The organism is Pseudomonas hormoni, from assembly GCF_018502625.1.
In the GTDB taxonomy this organism is placed as follows: domain Bacteria; phylum Pseudomonadota; class Gammaproteobacteria; order Pseudomonadales; family Pseudomonadaceae; genus Aquipseudomonas; species Aquipseudomonas hormoni.
Genome location: NZ_CP075566.1, coordinates 6,203,608 through 6,221,537, shown reverse-complemented (window position 1 = coordinate 6,221,537; position 17,930 = coordinate 6,203,608). Strand labels below are relative to the sequence as shown.

The window sequence follows — 17,930 nt, the reverse complement described above, 5'->3', positions numbered from 1 at the left end:
GCGAAGCAGTCGCCCTGCGATATCTCTGACGAAACTGGATAGCAGGTTTTGGGGCCGCTTTGCTGCCCAGCGGGAGCAAGCTCCTTCGCCACAACAGCGGCCGGCGCTACTCCGAACGCCGCGCTTTCAACCGCCGCCCCAGCACATCCAGCACATCACACCCATCCCGCAACGGAATGGCGCAGAGCAATGCAAAGTCACTCAGGATGAAAGACTGACATTCGATCGAGCCACGCATCGACAGGTTTTCCATTACTTGGGTGACGGCGCGGATTCGAAAGCTGGCCGCGTCGTATAAAACGTCGAGTGGTGCGAGGGTATCGACGAACAAGGAGGGCATGTCGTCGCAGTTGCTGGTGAGCGCCATGAAACGGCTTTTGGGTGGGGGAACTGGTTTTTCGTAGGGTGGATCGGGGTGAAGATTTGTCATTTTTAAACCTCTGGTAAGAAGGGAAGCTACCATCGGCCTTCCTACAGGCTTGGGTGGCAGCTATACGCGGGGTAGGAATATCGAGACCAGAGAACTCGACCACACCGAAGCGTGCCCGCGCACAACCGCCGCAACTGATCTTACGGACGCACGTTGACGGCCGCAAATACAGGTGTCGACGCCAAAGCGTCCTCTCTAGTCTTGAAGGGTTCCTACACCCTGCCACTGAATTTTCAGCGACCACCAGAGACTATCCATGGAACACATTTCGCACCAGTTCATGGAAACCGATAGAAATTGAAGGAAACTTCCGACGACTTTGCCCAGAAATTTCGCTGCCCGTTATCAGCAAAACCATCAAATATCGTTGCCCAACTTTTTAGCAATATGACGCAACCATGCTTTACCTGACTCCCACTCATTCCAGTAGCAGTAGTAACAGCTCAGCTCCTTCAATAAGTACTCCCTTAATTCCATTTCACCCTTCCGCTGTTCAAGCAGAAAACCAAGTTCTTGCCGGACCAACTTTAGATCCTCAGGATCGGAGTCAGCTAAAAACGTATCAATCACTTCCTCAGCCGAATCGTGTTCGACCATCCAATCCTGATGGAAGTACGCACCAAAAAAATCGTGCAGCTCGGAAAACTCTCTGTTCATATCTCTGGAAACCCTGTTAGCAAAAAGTATCCCTCAGATCTTCGGGCATCCTTGACCAGTACCAACAATACCTTCGATGCCGGCAAATGGTTGTCACGTCCATTGGGCATACTGACTCCTACTGGGTAAGGAAATGTATGAGTAACTGTCGTCTTACTTTTCTTTCCTTTAAGAAATTTTTCGATTTTTGCTTTATTTGCATCCAATGCTATTGATGAAGCCGATTCAGCAGTCGCTCGATCAGGAAACGTTGAAGCCGCAGGAATATTTGGCTCAGCTTTTAACCTTTTAGCTAACTGCCTGTCTGTTCTCCCCACATGTTTCTTGATGAGATGCCCTCCTTGAGCTTCATGCGCAGCCAAACCTCCACCCGGAACAATTTCGTTATACGGTCCATCTGCATCCAAATCGCCTGGGCATGCGCTGCATGACAACCCCAACGGATCAACCCACCCCGTCGGATTCAGCGCGTAGCGGTACTGATTCAGCCCACCCGCCAACTTCACCGGATCCGGCGTCAGGTACCGCCCTACCTCCGGATCATAGTACCGATGCCGGTTGTAGTGCAGGCCGCTCTCGGCGTCGAAGTACTGCCCCTGAAACCGCAGTGGTTGCTCGAGCTGCTCTCCCCCGCCATCCGCCAGATGCGTGACTTTTCCGTAGGCGTTGTACTTCGCCGACCAGACAATCTCGCCACCAAAATCCGTGAGTTCCTGTGGCGTGCCGAGGTGATCAAGCTGGTAGTAAAACGGGCACGCCTTGCGTGGGCCTTTGCCATCGAGCATGGCCAGTGGGCGGAAAGTGCCCGGTTCGTAGACGTAACTGCGGTAATGCTCGCGGTTGCTTTCGGCGACGAGGTTGTCGCCCTGCCAGAAAAATTCGGTGGTGTGACCATCGACGGTTTTGGCGATGCGGCGGCCGAAGGCGTCGTAGCGGTAACTCGCGCAGCTTCCATCCGGCAATGTGACGCCGATCAACCGATGCTGGCAGTCGTAACGGTATTCGGTGACGAGTTTTTGCCCGGTGCCGCGACGTTCGCGTATGAGATTTCCGAAGGCGTCGTAGTCGTAATGCCGATCACCCTGCATCAGCAGGCGATTACCTTTAACGGTCGCCAAACCAGGGCGATCCTGCATCAGCAAGTTGCCGGCCGGGTCGTGGGCGAAGGTTTCTGGTGGGCCGTCGCGAGTGTGGCGGACACGGGTCAGGCGGTTGAGCGCGTCGTAGTAATAGCTGCGCTGGCCGTGACGGCTATCAGCGACGGTCGCCAGGTTGCCGTTGACCGCGTAGCTGTAGTGACGCAGGTACAGGGGGCGGGATTGCTGGTTGATCGAGTGGGCTTGCAGCCGGCCCTGTTCGTCGTAGTGATAGTGGCTGGTGAGTCGACCTTGTTGGCGCTGCTGCTCGCGGCCAAAGGTGAATTGGTGGGCGGTGAGCCGCGCACCGTTAAGGTCGATGGCGCTCAGCGCGCCGCCCTTTTCGTGGTGGTAGTCGAGTTTGCTACCGTCCGGCAGGCGCATGCGGTTGAGTTGGCCACAGGCGTCGTAGCCATAGCGCAAGGTGCCCCAGCCTTGATGCTCGGTGATCAAGCGATCCTGTAGGTCGTACTCGAACTCCAGCGGGTGGTCGTGTCCGTCATCGACGCCGGTCAGTCGGCCGAGGCTGTCGTAGCGGTACTCGACCTTGACGCCATCGGGCAGCGTCTTGACCAGCAACCGCCCTGCCGAATCTCGTTCATAAGCGGTAACCCGCTGCGAACCGTCATCGCCGAACTCGGTTTTCTCCAGCAGATGGCCGTTGAGGTCGTAGGCATACGCGGTGCGGCGGCCATCGAATCCGCTTTCCTGTCGTATCAAGCCGTTGGGCGTGTAGTCCAGGCGATATTTTTCGCCGGATTCGTTTTCGATTTCTGTGAGTAACAGCTGCGCGTTGTCGTAGCGATACTTCAGCTGGGTGCCGTCGGCATTGATGCGGCGGCTGACTAGGTGCAGATCGTCGAGGTATTCGTAGCGCGTGACGCGGCCCAGTTCGTCGCGTTCGGCGGTGATTTTTCCGTAGGCGTTGTAGCTGAAGGCGCGAGTGGCACCTGTGGGAAGCGTCGTCTGGATCAGTCGTCCGACGGCATCCCACTCGTAACGGGTGACGGCGCCGTGTTCGTCCTGACCCGTAATCCGCCGCCCCAACGCGTCGTAGGAAAACCGCCGCTGACCACCGTCCGGCAAGGTTTCTTCAACCAGTTGGCCCAAACCGTTCCAGACGAAAGCCTGGCGGCTGCTATCCGGATACCGGATCGACAGCAACTGCCCTTTTTCATCGTAGTGATAATGGGTGACATGACCGTCAGGATCGGTCGCCTCGGTGACATCGCCCTGGGCATTGCGCCGATACGTCCACACGGCTTTGCCGCGGGACTGCGCATGCAGGAAACCGTTGCGATACTCGTAGGAGGTTGGTTCGTCTTCCGGCGTAATCAGAGCGACCAGCCGTCCGACTTCGTCGTAGTGGTATTCGGTGACGGCGCCGAGGGGATCCTGCTCGGCAATCAACCGGCCTTTATCGTCGTACGCCTTGAGGTGTTCTGCGCCATCGAGCCCGACCTTGCGCACCAGCCGTGCCTGGTCGTCGTGCTGGTAAACCTCTTCACTGCCATCGATGTTCTGGACCGTGACGCTGCCGGCGTCATCCCAGACATAGCGCGCCTCCATCTGCGCAAACGACGCCCAATGTCGGACGCATCGCGCAGCCTTGCCGGACCTTTCCCACTCCCAGAAGAAACTCGCCCCACCGGCCAGTTGTCGCTGGAGGATGACGTGCTGATCGTCGTAGTCGTAGCGCTCGCTTTCGCCGGCGGCATTGGTGGCTTCGATCAGTTGCCGGCGTTCGTTGTAGCGGTAACTGATCAGTGTCTTTTCCGTGCGCCAACCCTCATCGAGGGTCTCGGACGGAACAAAAACCTGATAATCAACGGCGACCAGATGGCTGCGTTCATAACGCAACAGCAAGGCTCGGCCAGCGCCGTTATCGAGGCGCTGGATGCGCTCCTGGCGGTCGCGTGTGACGCGCAGTCGGTTGTCGTAACCGTCGCTGATCGTTGTCAGTCGGCCGTTGATTAAGTGATAGAAACGCGTGTCATCGCCAGCCTGGGCGAGGACTATTTCTTCGGGCTCGTCACCCAGGAAAATCGCTGCGCGCGAGAGGCTGTTGTGGATGGCCGGCCGTTCGATAGTCGGCAATGGAAAGGAGGTTCGGCGGTTTTCGTGGTCGATCCAGATTATGTTGTCGCCATCGATTTCCAGTCGATGCGCGAGGCTGTGACTCCAGCCGAAACCGAGTCCGCAATCGATCTCGACGGCGCTGGTGCGATAGAGGCGGGTGAAGTCGAACGCCAGGATACCGTCCAGTGAACCGTCGGTGAGGGTCAGCAGTTCTTCGCCGGTGACCATCGACACCGGGCATTTGTTGGTGGCGGTGTTTCCCGCTGAATCGACACTGTCGCCGTTGGGATTTTTCGCCGGAGCTGAGGCGTCGTCGCGGTGTTCGTTTTGTTTGAGCGTGGTGTTGCGTTTGGCGTCCCAACGCAATTGCATCTGGCCGTTTTTCAGACCGGCCGCGACACCCCGTGCGGCGACCTTTTTGTAGCGATCGACGTAGGACATGAAGCTGTTGATAAGCGTGAAGATCGCTTTGACGAATCCCTGCACGACGCTGACGAAGCGGGCGCCGTAGCTGGCAAAACGCATACCCAGATAAGCAATGCCAGCCCCCGCGCCAGCGAAGGTCAGGACGATCCCGATCAGAATGTCGATGAGCAGTTGCACGACTACTGTTGATACAGCTTCGGCAGTTTTGCCGGCGATCTCGCTGGTCGGCAGCATCTCCAACCAAAGGCTGGCAGTGCGTAGCAGCAAACACAGTGCCGCTTCGTCACTGGCCAGCAGTTGGACTTTTGCCATCACGTCCGGCGCAGTTTTTGCGAGCTTGGCCAGCTCATCAGCACCGCTACCCAATCGTTCAACGAACTCGCCGGGATCCTTGAGAATGTCCGAGAGCAAGTTGAGGCTGTCCCAGACACCAATGATTGCAGCCCAACTTCCGGCGAGCATCCCGTTACCCGCCGCGGCAAAAGCCGATTGCGTCCACTGCGGTTTGAATCCTTTCCACTCGTTGCGCAGCCAGTTTTCCAGCTGTTGGGTCAGGCCGTCGTAAGAGGAGAAAAGCGCCTCAACTTGCTTCGGGGTCACTTCACTCTGGACATGAACGCGGTAGAACTTGCCGGCCTTACCTTCGAACGCTCCCTTGCCATGTTCATCAAGCGTGATCGTCGTCTTTTCGCCCCCATCAACGGCAATCACATCAACATCAATGTTCCCCAGCGGAATGTCATAAACCGACTCGAACTTGCTCTCTATCTCCAGAATCCCGCTCTCAGGACACTGAGCAACACTGGAGATAAAATCGTCATCACCACTGCTCACCGACCTGGTGGTATTGCCGAGTTTGATCTGCCGTTCCACACCCATCAGCGAGGGCATGTCCGTCGCCCGGCTGACCCTGTCAGCAGCCCCGTTGAACCAGTTGCCAAGTTGTTCGCGATAGAGCGTCAAGGTGTCTTTGAAACCGTCGAGTTCCTGCTCGATCCGTACGATCTGATCCATCAGTCCAGCTCCGTTATCAGGTAATCCACCAAGGCTGATTTCGGTGCTGGCGGCAGGTCCGGCGCCTCTAGAAAAACCACAACCTTGTGCCGCAAAACGCTTTCGGAAAACGCCTCGAAAAGATCAGGACGGTCCTCGCTCAGCCACTTGAGCAAGTTGCTCATCCGAGTGGTGTTTGACTGTTCAGCGAGATGTTCCAGCAGCGTTTCTGAGACTTCCCACCATGGGAAAACCCTGGAGGTTTTCAGCGCGGCGCCACCGATTTCGAGCGGTTGGCCATTGATCAGGCAACGCTCGATCACCGGCATCAGTTGTGTTGCATTCACTTCGGCCGACTGAAGAATGGGCAGCAAATAACGCCCGTCCCAGAAGCGAAAAAACACCGCGTTGCCGTTGGGCAAAAGAACTTGGGTGAGGCTGCGCAAATGCTCGACCAGTACGTCTTGGGGCGCAGAAGACACCGCCAACCAACCCCAGTCCTGAGACTCGGCCGTATCCGCCCACTGCAGAAACTCACTGCCAGCAGCGACGATTCCGACATAGGGCATGACCGCTTCCCACTCGGCATACGCGGTGTCCGCCCAGATCGGACTCGGTGAATGCAACAGACTGCAGCTCTGCCAGACTTTGAAGGGTTCGGCGGAACTGGCACTGCCAAACACTGCATACAACTGCTCGGAAGATTCCAGCGGTTGGCGCGCCAGCCAGTCGTGGGCGGACAAACGATCAGGCTGCACAGACACCGTCCTTGCAGCGCTCACATTCTTCGCAGAACGGCGCGTCGCTCTGCAGGCTCAGAATTTGCGCGGTGCTCAGGGCCAGGAGTGCTTTTTGAATCGTCTGGGCACCCATTGCCGGCATCGGCGCTCCGCCAAGCTCGATCGGTACACTGCTGAAAATGCCGGCGGGACCGATGTTGATCCAGTGCCCACCCGCTTGAATCGTGGCGTTGGCACCGCCGTCGATCACCACTTGCTGGCCAGCGCTGACATGGAATTGTCCGCTTGCGTTGAGGGTCTGGCTGTTGACCCTGATGGAGCGATCACCGTGAACGTGCAGGTTGTCGTTCGCACTGATGACCGCACTGCGCTGGTTTCCCACCTGAATGTGGATGTCGTTCAACACATGCTGCGTCCAGTTTCGCTGGGCCCGCAGGAAGATTTCCTCGGCGCCTTGGCGATCCTCGATGCGCAACTCGTTGTATCCGCCGCCACCGGGACTGCTTTGGCTGCGGAAAATACTGCGGGTTTTGTCCGCTGGCAGGTCGAGCGGTAGTGGGGTCGCGGCGTTCGGCAGGCAAGCCATCACCAGCGGCTTATCCGCATCCGCATCGATGAATCCCACCAGCACTTCCATGCCGACTCGCGGAATCAGAACGGTGCCGTACCTGTCATGCGCCCAACCGGTGGCGACGCGTAACCAGCAACTGGAATGCTCGTTGGGCTGACTCTCGCGATCCCACAACAGTTGAACCTTGACCCGCCCGAACTCGTCGCAGTGGATTTCGCTGTCAGTCGGGCCAGTGACGACGGCAGGCTGATAACCGGGAACATGAGGCTTTTCAATCAACGGCGGGCGAAACGAAACGTCCCACGGCGTTGCCAGAAAGGTATTGCGATAACCCTGGAAATCTTCATGGTTGCTGCTGGCCGTCTCTTCCAGCACTTGCGGCTGACGGCCATGGTGTTCGATCTGGGTAATCAGCCACAGGTCATTCCATTCCTGACGCGGATGCTCACCGAGCTGTAGGAAATGCCCGCTCACTAACGCGGATTGATCACTGCTTCCTTCGGCCTGACGATAATCGGCACCGTGACGTTCCAGGGCCCGTTGAGCGAGACGCCTGCCAGATTCGCGATCGGCAAATTGGCCGGGAAACCGGTAATCCTCCAGCGCCGGCCGTTGCTCGCTGTCGCTGCGGCTTTCAAGTAGCAGGTGCGGTTTGTGAAAGTCGTAATCGCGACGGATGACCGCAGTCGTACGGGTTTCCAAACGTACGTTGAAGCGCTTGATCGCCGGCGCTTCCGCCACCATTCCGCTGCCTTGCAGGTACGGCGTCAGCTCAGGCAAACGCGGAAACACCGTTTGATCATCACCAAACACCAGCAAATGCCCATCGGTGCTGTGCTGGAAGTGGTAGTGAATGCCAATTTCGGCACACAACCGCTGGATGAACGCCAGATCGCTTTCCGCGTATTGCACGCAGTACTCGCGCTCGGGGTAGTCACTGCCAAGCCGAAACTCGAAGGCATCGCGCTGGATGCCATGATCCTTGAGAACCTGCGCAATGATCGTCGGTACACTTTTGTGCTGGAAGATCCGCTGATTGATGCGCTGACCGAGGTAGGTCAGACGCGGCGCCAGGCTGATCTGATAACGCGTCAGACGTTTACCGGAATCGCCTTGGCCCACGCGATAAATCAGACCGTGGATGCCGCAACCTTGCGCATCGAAACTCAGAAAAGCCTGACGATGCAGGAGGCTTTCGAGGTCGAGGTCCGACCGTTCGCTGACCAGTTCCAGGTCAAATCGGTAAGGCTGGCTGATGGCTTCCTTGCCGGTGAACTCAAGTACCTTGAGTTCATTCTGGTTGCCGTCGACGGTCAGCGTGAAGCGCGGTTGATTGGCGAGAGCGAACATCCGATGTGTCTCTGCAGAATGAAGGCGGGCAATTCTGCATGAGCGACAAGGGGTGGCGACGAAGGGACAGGAAACTCAGATTTGTCGGGTTTTTTTAGAGATTTTTCCTTCGAAAATCGGGGTGTTTGGCTACAGACATTTCTTCGGGAAGGTCGGGGTTGAATTGAAGGACGCCTTCGCGGGCAAGCCTCGCTCCTACAGGACCTACGCGATCTCTGTAGGAGCGAGCCTTGCCCGCGAAGGCGTCAGTAAAACCAATGAAATTTCCCGGCAGACAAAAAAACGGCCCGCCTCCAAAGGAAGCGGGCCGTTTTCATGTTCGGCAAAAGGTCAGAGCCTCAGCTCATCCCGATCACTTGTTCAGGCGGAAATCAGCCTCGGCAGCGGCAAAGCGCTGAAGCATGCCGTGAGTCGGCGTGCCCAGTTTGCTGACGATGTAGATCGCCAGGCTGGCGAAGATGAAACCAGGGATGATTTCGTACAGACCCAGCAGCTCGAAGTGTTTCCACACGATCACAGTGATCGCGCCGACCAGGATGCCGGCCAGTGCGCCGTTGCGGGTCATGTCTTTCCAGATCACGGAGATCAGGACGACCGGACCGAACGCAGCACCGAAACCTGCCCAGGCGTAACTGACCAGACCCAGTACGCGGTTTTCCGGGTTAGCGGCCAACGCGATGGCGATCAGGGCAACCAGCAGCACCATGGCGCGACCGACCCAGACCAGTTCAACCTGGGAAGCGGTTTTGCGCAGGAAGGTTTTGTAGAAGTCTTCGGTCAGGGCGCTCGAGCACACCAGCAGTTGGCAGCTCAAAGTACTCATCACGGCAGCCAGGATGGCCGACAGCAGTACACCGGCGACCCATGGGTTGAACAGGATTTTGGCCAGTTCGATGAACACGCGCTCGTGGTTTTCGGTCACAGGACCGGCCACCTCAGGGTGCGCCGAGAAGTAAGCGATACCGAAGAAACCAACAGCCACGGTGCCGCCCAGGCACAGGATCATCCAGGTCATGGAGATACGGCGAGCGTTAGCGATCGACTTGACCGAATCCGCCGCCATGAAACGCGCCAGGATGTGCGGCTGGCCGAAGTAGCCCAGGCCCCAGCCCATCAGCGAAATCACGCCGATGAAGGTGGTGTTTTTCAGCATATCGAAGTTGCTGGCGTCTTGCGCTTCGATGGCCAGGAACGTGGTGTCGACGCCGCCGGTGGCCAGCAGCACGATGATCGGCGTCAGCAACAGGGCGAAGATCATCAGCGTGGCTTGTACGGTGTCAGTCCAGCTTACTGCCAGGAAACCGCCGACGAAGGTGTAGGCAATCGTCGCCGCAGCACCGGCCCACAGCGCTGTCTCGTAGGACATGCCGAAGGTGCTTTCGAACAGACGGGCGCCGGCCACGATGCCGGAAGCGCAGTAGATGGTGAAGAACACCAGGATCACGACCGCAGAGATGATCCGCAGCAGACCGCTTTTGTCTTCGAAACGGCTGGAGAAGTAATCCGGCAGGGTCAACGCATCGCCGTTGTGCTCGGTCTGCACGCGCAGACGGCCGGCGACGAACAGCCAGTTCAGGTAAGCACCGACGATCAGGCCGATGGCGATCCAGCTTTCAGACAGACCGGACATGTAGATGGCGCCCGGCAGGCCCATCAACAACCAGCCGCTCATGTCCGAGGCGCCGGCGGACAATGCAGTCACGACGCTGCCCAGGCTGCGACCGCCCAGAATGTAGTCAGAAAGGTTGTTGGTGGAGCGATAGGCCATGAAGCCGATCAGCACCATTGCTGCGATGTAGATCACGAACGTGATCAGGGTTGGATTGCTTACGCTCATTAAGTTACGCCCTGGCTTTGTTTTTATGTAGCGGCGGTTTTTGTTAACCGCTCGCAAACGACGACGTTTGGCAGACGATTGTGGATCCCGCGCATTTATGACTGATGTTTCCCCAGGAAAGCCATCAGCCGGTGCACCTGTCTTTTTTGACCGGTTGCACCTTGGCCGCGAATGCTATTCAACAAAGCAAATAAGGTGCAACCCATTTCTTGAGAATAAGTTGCACCTAGTCGGATTTACCCGAAAAAAGGTGGTTTTTGCTTCCTTTTAGCGCAGTGAACGACCGTTGCTAGAATTAAAAGCACCAAGCAAGTGCGGTACGTTCGTACCGGAATTTATTTCCTGACGAGCTGCTTATTATTCCGACAAAAAAAGGGTTGCACCCGGTTGCACCTCAAAGATTGCCCAGCTAATCTTGCGGCCAGCTGATGCCACGCGGTCGTGGCAAACATGAGGATAAAAATATGGCTACCACCACCCTTGGGGTCAAACTTGATGACCCGACCCGCGAGCGCCTCAAGGCCGCCGCGACCTCGATTGATCGCACGCCGCACTGGCTGATCAAGCAGGCAATTTTCAATTACCTGGAAAAACTCGAGGGTGGTGCAACCCTGACCGAGCTGAACGGCCTGACCGCCAAAGAGGCTGACGACAGTGGCGAAGTCCATGTCGACCACGCGCACCAGTGCTTCCTCGAATTCGCCGAAAGCATCCTGCCGCAATCGGTGCTGCGCGCTTCGATCACCGCTGCTTACCGTCGCCCTGAGCCGGAAGTGGTGCCGATGCTGATCGAACAGGCTCGCTTGCCGGTCGCCATGGCCGAAGCCACCAATAAGCTGGCTGCCTCGATTGCCGAGAAACTGCGCAATCAGAAGAGCGCCGGCGGCCGTGCCGGGATTGTTCAGGGCCTGTTGCAGGAATTTTCCCTGTCGTCCCAGGAAGGCGTAGCGCTGATGTGCCTGGCCGAAGCGCTGCTGCGCATCCCGGACAAAGGCACTCGCGACGCACTGATTCGCGACAAAATCAGCACCGGTAACTGGCAGCCGCACCTGGGCAACAGCCCATCGCTGTTCGTCAACGCCGCCACCTGGGGCTTGCTGCTGACCGGCAAACTGGTCGCCACCCATAATGAAGCAGGCCTGACTTCGTCCCTGAGCCGCATCATCGGCAAGAGCGGCGAGCCGATGATCCGCAAGGGCGTCGACATGGCCATGCGCCTGATGGGCGAGCAGTTCGTCACCGGCGAAACCATCGCCGAAGCCCTGGCCAACGCCAGCAAGTTCGAAGCCAAAGGCTTCCGCTATTCCTACGACATGCTGGGTGAAGCCGCACTCACCGAGCACGACGCCCAGAAGTACCTGGCCTCGTACGAACAAGCCATCCACTCAATCGGCAAAGCGTCCCACGGTCGTGGGATCTATGAAGGCCCGGGCATTTCCATCAAGTTGTCGGCACTGCACCCGCGTTACAGCCGTGCGCAGTACGAGCGCGTGATGGACGAGTTGTACCCGCGCCTGTTGTCGCTGACCCTGCTGGCCAAGCAATACGACATCGGCCTGAACATCGACGCCGAAGAAGCCGACCGCCTCGAGCTGTCGCTGGATCTGCTGGAACGCCTGTGCTTCGAGCCGCAACTGACCGGATGGAACGGCATCGGTTTCGTGATCCAGGCCTATCAGAAGCGTTGCCCGTACGTGATCGATTACGTGATCGACCTGGCTCGTCGCAGCCGTCATCGCCTGATGATCCGCCTGGTAAAAGGCGCGTACTGGGACAGCGAAATCAAGCGTGCCCAGGTCGAAGGCCTGGAAGGCTATCCGGTCTACACCCGCAAGGTGTACACCGACGTTTCCTACATCGCCTGCGCGCGCAAACTGCTGTCGGTGCCGGAAGTCATCTATCCGCAGTTCGCCACGCACAACGCCCACACCCTGTCGGCCATTTACCACATCGCGGGTCAGAACTATTACCCGGGCCAATACGAGTTCCAGTGCCTGCACGGCATGGGTGAACCGCTGTACGAACAGGTTGTAGGAAAAGTTTCCGAAGGCAAGTTGAACCGTCCGTGCCGCGTGTACGCTCCGGTCGGTACTCACGAAACACTGTTGGCGTACCTGGTGCGTCGCCTGCTGGAAAACGGTGCGAACACCTCGTTCGTCAACCGCATCGCCGACCAATCCATTTCGATCCAGGAGCTGGTGGCCGATCCAGTGGCCAGCATCGAGCAGATGGCGACGCTGGAAGGCGGCTTCGGCCTGCCACACCCGCGTATTCCGCTGCCGCGTGATCTTTATGGTACCGAGCGCGCCAACTCCAGCGGCATCGACATGGCCAACGAACATCGTCTGGCTTCGCTGTCCTGCGCCCTGCTGGCCACCGCTCACAACAGCTGGAAAGCCGCGCCGATGCTCGGCTGCATCTCCAGTACTGAAACGCCTGCACCGGTATTGAACCCGTCCGACTTGCGCGACGTCGTTGGCCACGTGCAGGAAGCGAGCGTCGAAGACGTCGACAACGCGATCCAGTGCGCCCTTAACGCTGCGCCGATCTGGCAGGCCACCCCGCCCGCCGAACGCGCCGCGATTCTGGAACGTGCCGCCGATTTGATGGAAGGCGAGATCCAGCCGCTGATGGGCCTGCTGGCTCGCGAAGCCGGCAAGACCTTCGCTAACGCCATCGCTGAAGTGCGCGAAGCCGTGGACTTCCTGCGTTATTACGCGGTGCAGGCGCGCAACGATTTCACCAACGACGCCCACCGCCCGTTGGGTCCGGTGGTCTGCATCAGCCCGTGGAACTTCCCGCTGGCGATCTTCAGTGGTCAGGTGGCTGCTGCTTTGGCCGCCGGCAACCCGGTACTGGCCAAGCCTGCAGAACAAACCCCGCTGGTCGCCGCTCAAGCCGTACGCCTGTTGCTCGAAGCCGGGATTCCGGAAGGCGTGCTGCAACTGCTGCCGGGCCGTGGCGAAACCGTTGGCGCCCGTCTGGTCGGTGACGATCGGGTCAAAGGCGTGATGTTCACCGGTTCCACCGAAGTCGCTCGCTTGCTGCAACGCAACGTCGCCGGTCGCCTGGATGCACAGGGTCGTCCGATTCCGCTGATCGCTGAGACTGGCGGCCAGAACGCGATGATCGTCGACTCCTCGGCATTGACCGAACAGGTTGTGATCGACGTGGTGTCCTCGGCCTTCGACAGCGCCGGTCAACGTTGCTCGGCTCTGCGTGTACTTTGCTTGCAGGAAGATTCCGCTGACCGTGTCATCGAAATGCTCAAGGGCGCCATGGCTGAATGCCGCCTCGGCAACCCGGAGCGCCTGTCCGTGGACATCGGCCCGGTGATCGACGCCGAAGCCAAGGCGGGCATCGAGAAGCACATCCAGGCCATGCGTGACAAAGGTCGCACCGTGTACCAGGTGGCCATCGCCGATGCTGAAGAAGTCAAACGCGGCACCTTCGTGATGCCGACGCTGATCGAACTGGAAAGCTTCGATGAGCTGCAACGCGAGATCTTCGGTCCAGTGCTGCACGTGGTTCGCTACAAGCGCAAGGACATCGACCAACTGATCGGCCAGATCAACGCTTCCGGCTACGGCCTGACGCTGGGCGTGCACACGCGCATCGACGAAACCATCGCCAAGGTGATCGACAACGTCAATGCCGGTAACGTCTACGTGAACCGCAACATCGTTGGCGCCGTGGTCGGCGTGCAACCGTTCGGTGGCGAAGGCCTGTCGGGTACTGGTCCGAAGGCCGGTGGTCCGTTGTACCTGTACCGCCTGCTGTCGACGCGTCCTACCGATGCGATCGAACAATCCTTCGCTCGTGGCGACGCCGTCACTGCACCGGATGTTCGTCTGCGTGACGCCATGAGCAAACCGCTGACCGCGCTGCAAGCCTGGGCCGACAGCAACAAGTTCAGCGACCTGAGCACGCTGTGCGTTCAATTCGCGGCGCAATCGCAAAGCGGGATCACCCGTGTTCTGGCCGGCCCGACCGGCGAGCGCAACAGCTATGCCATCCTGCCGCGTGAACATGTGCTGTGCCTGGCGGAAGTCGAAGGCGATCTGCTGACTCAACTGGCTGCGGTTTTGGCGGTAGGTGGTTCGGCGGTGTGGCCGGAAGCTGACTTGACCAAGGCACTGTTCGCACGTCTGCCGAAGGAAATTCAGGCGAAGATCAAACTGGTTGCCGACTGGAACAAGGACGAAGTGGTGTTTGATGCGGTTCTGCATCACGGCCATTCCGATCAGCTGCGCGCGGTTTGCCAGCAAGTGGCCAAGCGTGCCGGGGCGATTGTCGGGGTTCATGGGTTGTCCCAGGGCGAGACCAACATTGCGCTGGAGCGTCTGGTGATCGAGCGGGCGTTGAGTGTTAACACGGCTGCGGCGGGTGGTAATGCCAGCTTGATGACTATCGGCTAAACGAAACAAGACTTGGTGCCCGCAATAGGCACCTGGTTTACGCAATACCTGTGGGAGCGGGCTTGCCCGCGATAACGATGTATCAGTCACCTTAGATGTTGACTGGTCTGACGCCATCGCGGGCAAGCCCGCTTGTGTCTAGATCTAGGAATAAGCTCTGGGGTGAGAGGGGTGAATGGCAAGCTGTGAGTCCGCGGTGCTTAAAGCACGTGTGGGAGCCAAGCTGCCATTCACCTTTCCACTCTGGCCCATAAGCCCGAACAGTTGGACGAGCAGCCACTCGAAATCACAAGCGTGGGCAAAGCCAGAGCGCTCTCACTCCTGAGTGTAAGAGGGTTTTGCCATGATTTCCTGGGTCGGCATCGATATCTCCAAATCAAACCTCGTTGTTTGGGTTCAACCAGACGGTGAAGGTTTTGAGCTTTCAAACACCTCAGAAGGCTGTGTTGAGCTTCTTCAGCGCTTGAGCCAGTACGAGGTTGGCCGAGTTCTGCTGGAGGCCACGGGAGGCTACGAGCGCAAGGTCATGGCCGCATTGCTAGGTGCCAACTTCAATGTCCTCAGGATCAATCCTCGCCGGGCCAGGGCTTTCGCCGTGGCGATGGGCAAAAATGCCAAGACCGATCTGATCGATGCAGCTGTGTTGGCCGATTTCGCCGAGGTCTTGAAGATGGACGGCGACAAGGTCATTTCGCCTGAGCGTGAAGCGTTGCGCGAGCTGGTTCAGCAACGCGAGCACTTCGTACAGCAACGGGACGACAATAAGCGCCGGCTTCAGCAGGCTCAGCTACCCGCTGTTGTGGCGGCAATCAAAGGCCATATTCATTACCTGCAAGTTCAGATCAAGCAGCTCGATAAAACCATCCACCAGAGCATGCACGACCTGGACGCAGAAAAAACCGAGCGGCTCATCTCTGTTAAAGGTATCGGCACGGTCGCCACTGCCAGTTTGCTGGTTTACTTGCCCGAATTGGGCAAGCTTGACCGTCGCCAGGTCGCCGCACTGGCAGGAATTGCACCCTGCAACGATGACAGCGGCAATCACAGCGGGAAACGCCAAATCTATGGTGGAAGAGCCCGTGTGAGGCGTGCGCTTTACATGTCCTGCTGGGTAGTGATCCGCTATCAAGCTGACTTTAAAGCACGCTATGACGCTCTTCGGGCGCGAGGCAAGAGCGCGAAGGTCGCGCTCATCGCCTGCATGCGAATATTACTGATCAGACTGAATGCCATGCTGAGAGACGGCACCGAATGGCGCTGACGAATGGCAGGGTGAAGACAGTTGCTCCCACAGTTGCTTGTGGCGCCTGCTAAGTCGCTGCTCTGCTCCACCATCACGCTTATCAATCATCCTGTTCAGCCTCTATTCCCACGCCTAGACTCGGTCCATCCCAAAAAAAGGTAGGCCGCCATGTCCGAGACGTTGCTCAGTTCCCGCAATCTGGCTTTCGAGCTGTATGAAGTCCTCGACGCCGAAGGCCTGACCCAGCGTGAGCGTTTCGCCGAGCACAATCGCGAGACCTTCGACGCCGCCCTCGGCACCGCCCGCAGCATTGCCGAGAAGTTCTTCGCCCCACACAACCGCAAGGGAGACGAGAACGAGCCGCGCTATGAGGACGGTCAGGCGATTCTGATTCCGGAAGTGAAACCGGCGGTGGATGCCTTCCTCGAAGCCGGTTTCCTCAACGCCGCGCGCAGTTTCGACGCTGGCGGCATGCAACTTCCTACGTTGTTGTCCCAGGCCTGCTTCGCGCACTTTCAGTCGGCCAACGCGGCATCGACGTCGTACCCGTTTTTGACCATGGGCGCGGCGAACCTGATCGAAAGCTTCGGCACCGAAGAGCAGAAACAACGCTTCCTGCAACCGATGATCGACGGCCGCTTTTTCGGCACCATGGCGTTGACCGAACCCCATGCCGGTTCGTCGCTGTCGGATATTCGTACGCGCGCGGAGCCCGCGTCTGACGGTACTTATCGCCTCAAGGGCAACAAGATTTTCATCTCCGGCGGCGATCACCCGCTGTCGGAAAACATCGTGCACATGGTGCTGGCCAAGCTGCCGGACGCTCCGGCCGGGGTGAAGGGGATTTCGCTGTTTATCGTGCCCAAATTCCTGGTCAACGATGACGGCAGCCTGGGCAAGCGCAATGACGTGTTGCTGGCCGGTCTGTTCCACAAGATGGGCTGGCGCGGCACCACCTCTACGGCGCTGAACTTCGGCGACAACGGCGAGTGCGTCGGTTACCTGGTGGGCAAGCCGCACCACGGTTTGAGCTACATGTTCCAAATGATGAACGAGGCGCGGATCGGCGTTGGCATGGGCGCGGTGATGCTCGGTTACGCCGGTTATCTGTATTCGCTGGAGTACGCCCGCGAGCGCCCACAGGGCCGCGTGCCGGACAGCAAAGACCCGAACACCGCGCCGGTGGCGATCATTCAACATGCTGACGTCAAACGCATGTTGCTGACTCAGAAAGCCTACGTCGAAGGCTCGTTCGACCTCGGCCTATATGCGGCGCGACTGTTTGATGACACCACGACACTGGAGACCGAAGCCGAGCGCAAACAGGCGCATGAGCTGCTGGATTTGCTGACGCCGATCGTCAAATCCTGGCCATCGGAGTTTTGCCTGAAGGCCAACGAACTGGCGATCCAGATTCTCGGCGGTCACGGTTACACCCGTGAGTACCCGGTCGAGCAGTATTACCGCGACAACCGTCTGAACCCGATTCATGAAGGCACCCACGGCATTCAGTCGCTGGATCTGCTGGGTCGCAAACTGGCGCAGAACGGTGGCGCGGGGCTCAAGCAACTGATCCGCCTGATCGCAAATACTGCCGAGCGCGCTCATGCTTACGAATCGTTAACCCCGTTGCGTGAACCACTGGAGAAACTGGTGGCACGCCTGCAAACCGTGACCATCGGGCTGCTGACCGATCTGGGGCAAGGCAAGGTCAACAGCAGCCTGGCGAACTCGGCGCTGTATCTGAAAGTGTTCGGACACACAGTGATTGGCTGGCGCTGGCTGGAGCAGGCGATTCGCGCCGAGGAAGGGTTGGCCAAGGGGAATGCGGCGGATGTGGGCTTCTATAAGGGCAAACTGCAGGCGGCGCGGTATTTCCTGACCTGGGAAGTGCCAGGTTGCCACCATGAATTGGCGATTCTTGAGGCGCGGGATGATGTATGCCTGGGGATGCAGGATGAGTGGTTTTAACTAAAGCCTTGTAGTGCTGCTGAAATCCAATCGCGAGCAGGCTCGCTCCCACAGGGATCTCTGTCGGTCACAGATAATG

The 17,930-nt window shown here is 58.4% G+C and carries 9 protein-coding genes; 3 read left to right on the top strand and 6 right to left on the bottom strand.

Annotated elements, in window-relative coordinates; translation table 11 throughout:
* Positions 1–106: 106 nt before the first annotated feature.
* From KJF94_RS28890 to putP, 6 genes are all read right to left on the bottom strand, one after another.
* Complete coding sequence (locus KJF94_RS28890; protein ID WP_214380358.1) at positions 107–430, bottom strand: hypothetical protein; 324 nt, start codon at positions 428–430, stop codon at positions 107–109.
* Between the two features lie 357 nt (positions 431–787).
* A complete protein-coding gene (locus KJF94_RS28885; RefSeq protein ID WP_214380357.1) occupies positions 788–1,087 on the bottom strand; it encodes a contact-dependent growth inhibition system immunity protein in 300 nt (99 codons plus the stop codon).
* Positions 1,084–5,742: an RHS repeat protein gene (locus tag KJF94_RS28880; RefSeq protein WP_214380356.1), complete on the bottom strand. Its 4,659-nt coding sequence runs from the start codon at positions 5,740–5,742 to the stop codon at positions 1,084–1,086. Before KJF94_RS28880 ends, KJF94_RS28885 begins: the two co-directional genes overlap by 4 nt.
* The gene (locus tag KJF94_RS28875; protein ID WP_214380355.1) at positions 5,742–6,479 is read right to left on the bottom strand and encodes a DUF4123 domain-containing protein; all 738 of its coding nucleotides are present in this window, start codon (positions 6,477–6,479) and stop codon (positions 5,742–5,744) included. The genes KJF94_RS28880 and KJF94_RS28875 overlap by 1 nt, the downstream gene beginning before the upstream one ends.
* Positions 6,469–8,382, bottom strand: a complete 1,914-nt coding sequence (locus KJF94_RS28870) for a type VI secretion system Vgr family protein (RefSeq protein WP_214380354.1) — start codon at positions 8,380–8,382, stop codon at positions 6,469–6,471. Before KJF94_RS28870 ends, KJF94_RS28875 begins: the two co-directional genes overlap by 11 nt.
* A 352-nt stretch (positions 8,383–8,734) precedes the next feature.
* Positions 8,735–10,219, bottom strand: coding sequence for a sodium/proline symporter PutP (putP, locus tag KJF94_RS28865; protein ID WP_214380353.1), 1,485 nt, complete (start codon positions 10,217–10,219; stop codon positions 8,735–8,737).
* A 464-nt stretch (positions 10,220–10,683) separates the two neighbouring features.
* Between putP and putA the strand changes: the two genes are divergently transcribed.
* From putA to KJF94_RS28850, 3 genes are all read left to right on the top strand, one after another.
* Positions 10,684–14,637 (top strand): trifunctional transcriptional regulator/proline dehydrogenase/L-glutamate gamma-semialdehyde dehydrogenase, encoded by a 3,954-nt coding sequence (gene putA, locus KJF94_RS28860; protein WP_214380352.1) that lies wholly within the window; start codon positions 10,684–10,686, stop codon positions 14,635–14,637.
* 343 nt (positions 14,638–14,980) lie between these two features.
* Positions 14,981–15,898, top strand: coding sequence for an IS110 family transposase (locus tag KJF94_RS28855; RefSeq protein WP_214377344.1), 918 nt, complete (start codon positions 14,981–14,983; stop codon positions 15,896–15,898).
* A gap of 150 nt (positions 15,899–16,048) precedes the next feature.
* The gene (locus tag KJF94_RS28850; protein ID WP_214380351.1) at positions 16,049–17,851 is read left to right on the top strand and encodes an acyl-CoA dehydrogenase; all 1,803 of its coding nucleotides are present in this window, start codon (positions 16,049–16,051) and stop codon (positions 17,849–17,851) included.
* Positions 17,852–17,930: the final 79 nt, after the last annotated feature.

Excerpts from the sequence above, each read along its gene's own strand:
- KJF94_RS28890 (WP_214380358.1), bottom strand. The coding sequence starts at position 430 with ATGACAAATCTTCACCCCGATCCACCCTACGAAAAACCAGTTCCCCCA.
- KJF94_RS28885 (WP_214380357.1), bottom strand. The coding sequence starts at position 1,087 with ATGAACAGAGAGTTTTCCGAGCTGCACGATTTTTTTGGTGCGTACTTC.
- KJF94_RS28880 (WP_214380356.1), bottom strand. The coding sequence starts at position 5,742 with ATGGATCAGATCGTACGGATCGAGCAGGAACTCGACGGTTTCAAAGAC.
- KJF94_RS28870 (WP_214380354.1), bottom strand. The coding sequence starts at position 8,382 with ATGTTCGCTCTCGCCAATCAACCGCGCTTCACGCTGACCGTCGACGGC.
- putP (WP_214380353.1), bottom strand. The coding sequence starts at position 10,219 with ATGAGCGTAAGCAATCCAACCCTGATCACGTTCGTGATCTACATCGCA.
- putA (WP_214380352.1), top strand. The coding sequence starts at position 10,684 with ATGGCTACCACCACCCTTGGGGTCAAACTTGATGACCCGACCCGCGAG.
- KJF94_RS28855 (WP_214377344.1), top strand. The coding sequence starts at position 14,981 with ATGATTTCCTGGGTCGGCATCGATATCTCCAAATCAAACCTCGTTGTT.
- KJF94_RS28850 (WP_214380351.1), top strand. The coding sequence starts at position 16,049 with ATGTCCGAGACGTTGCTCAGTTCCCGCAATCTGGCTTTCGAGCTGTAT.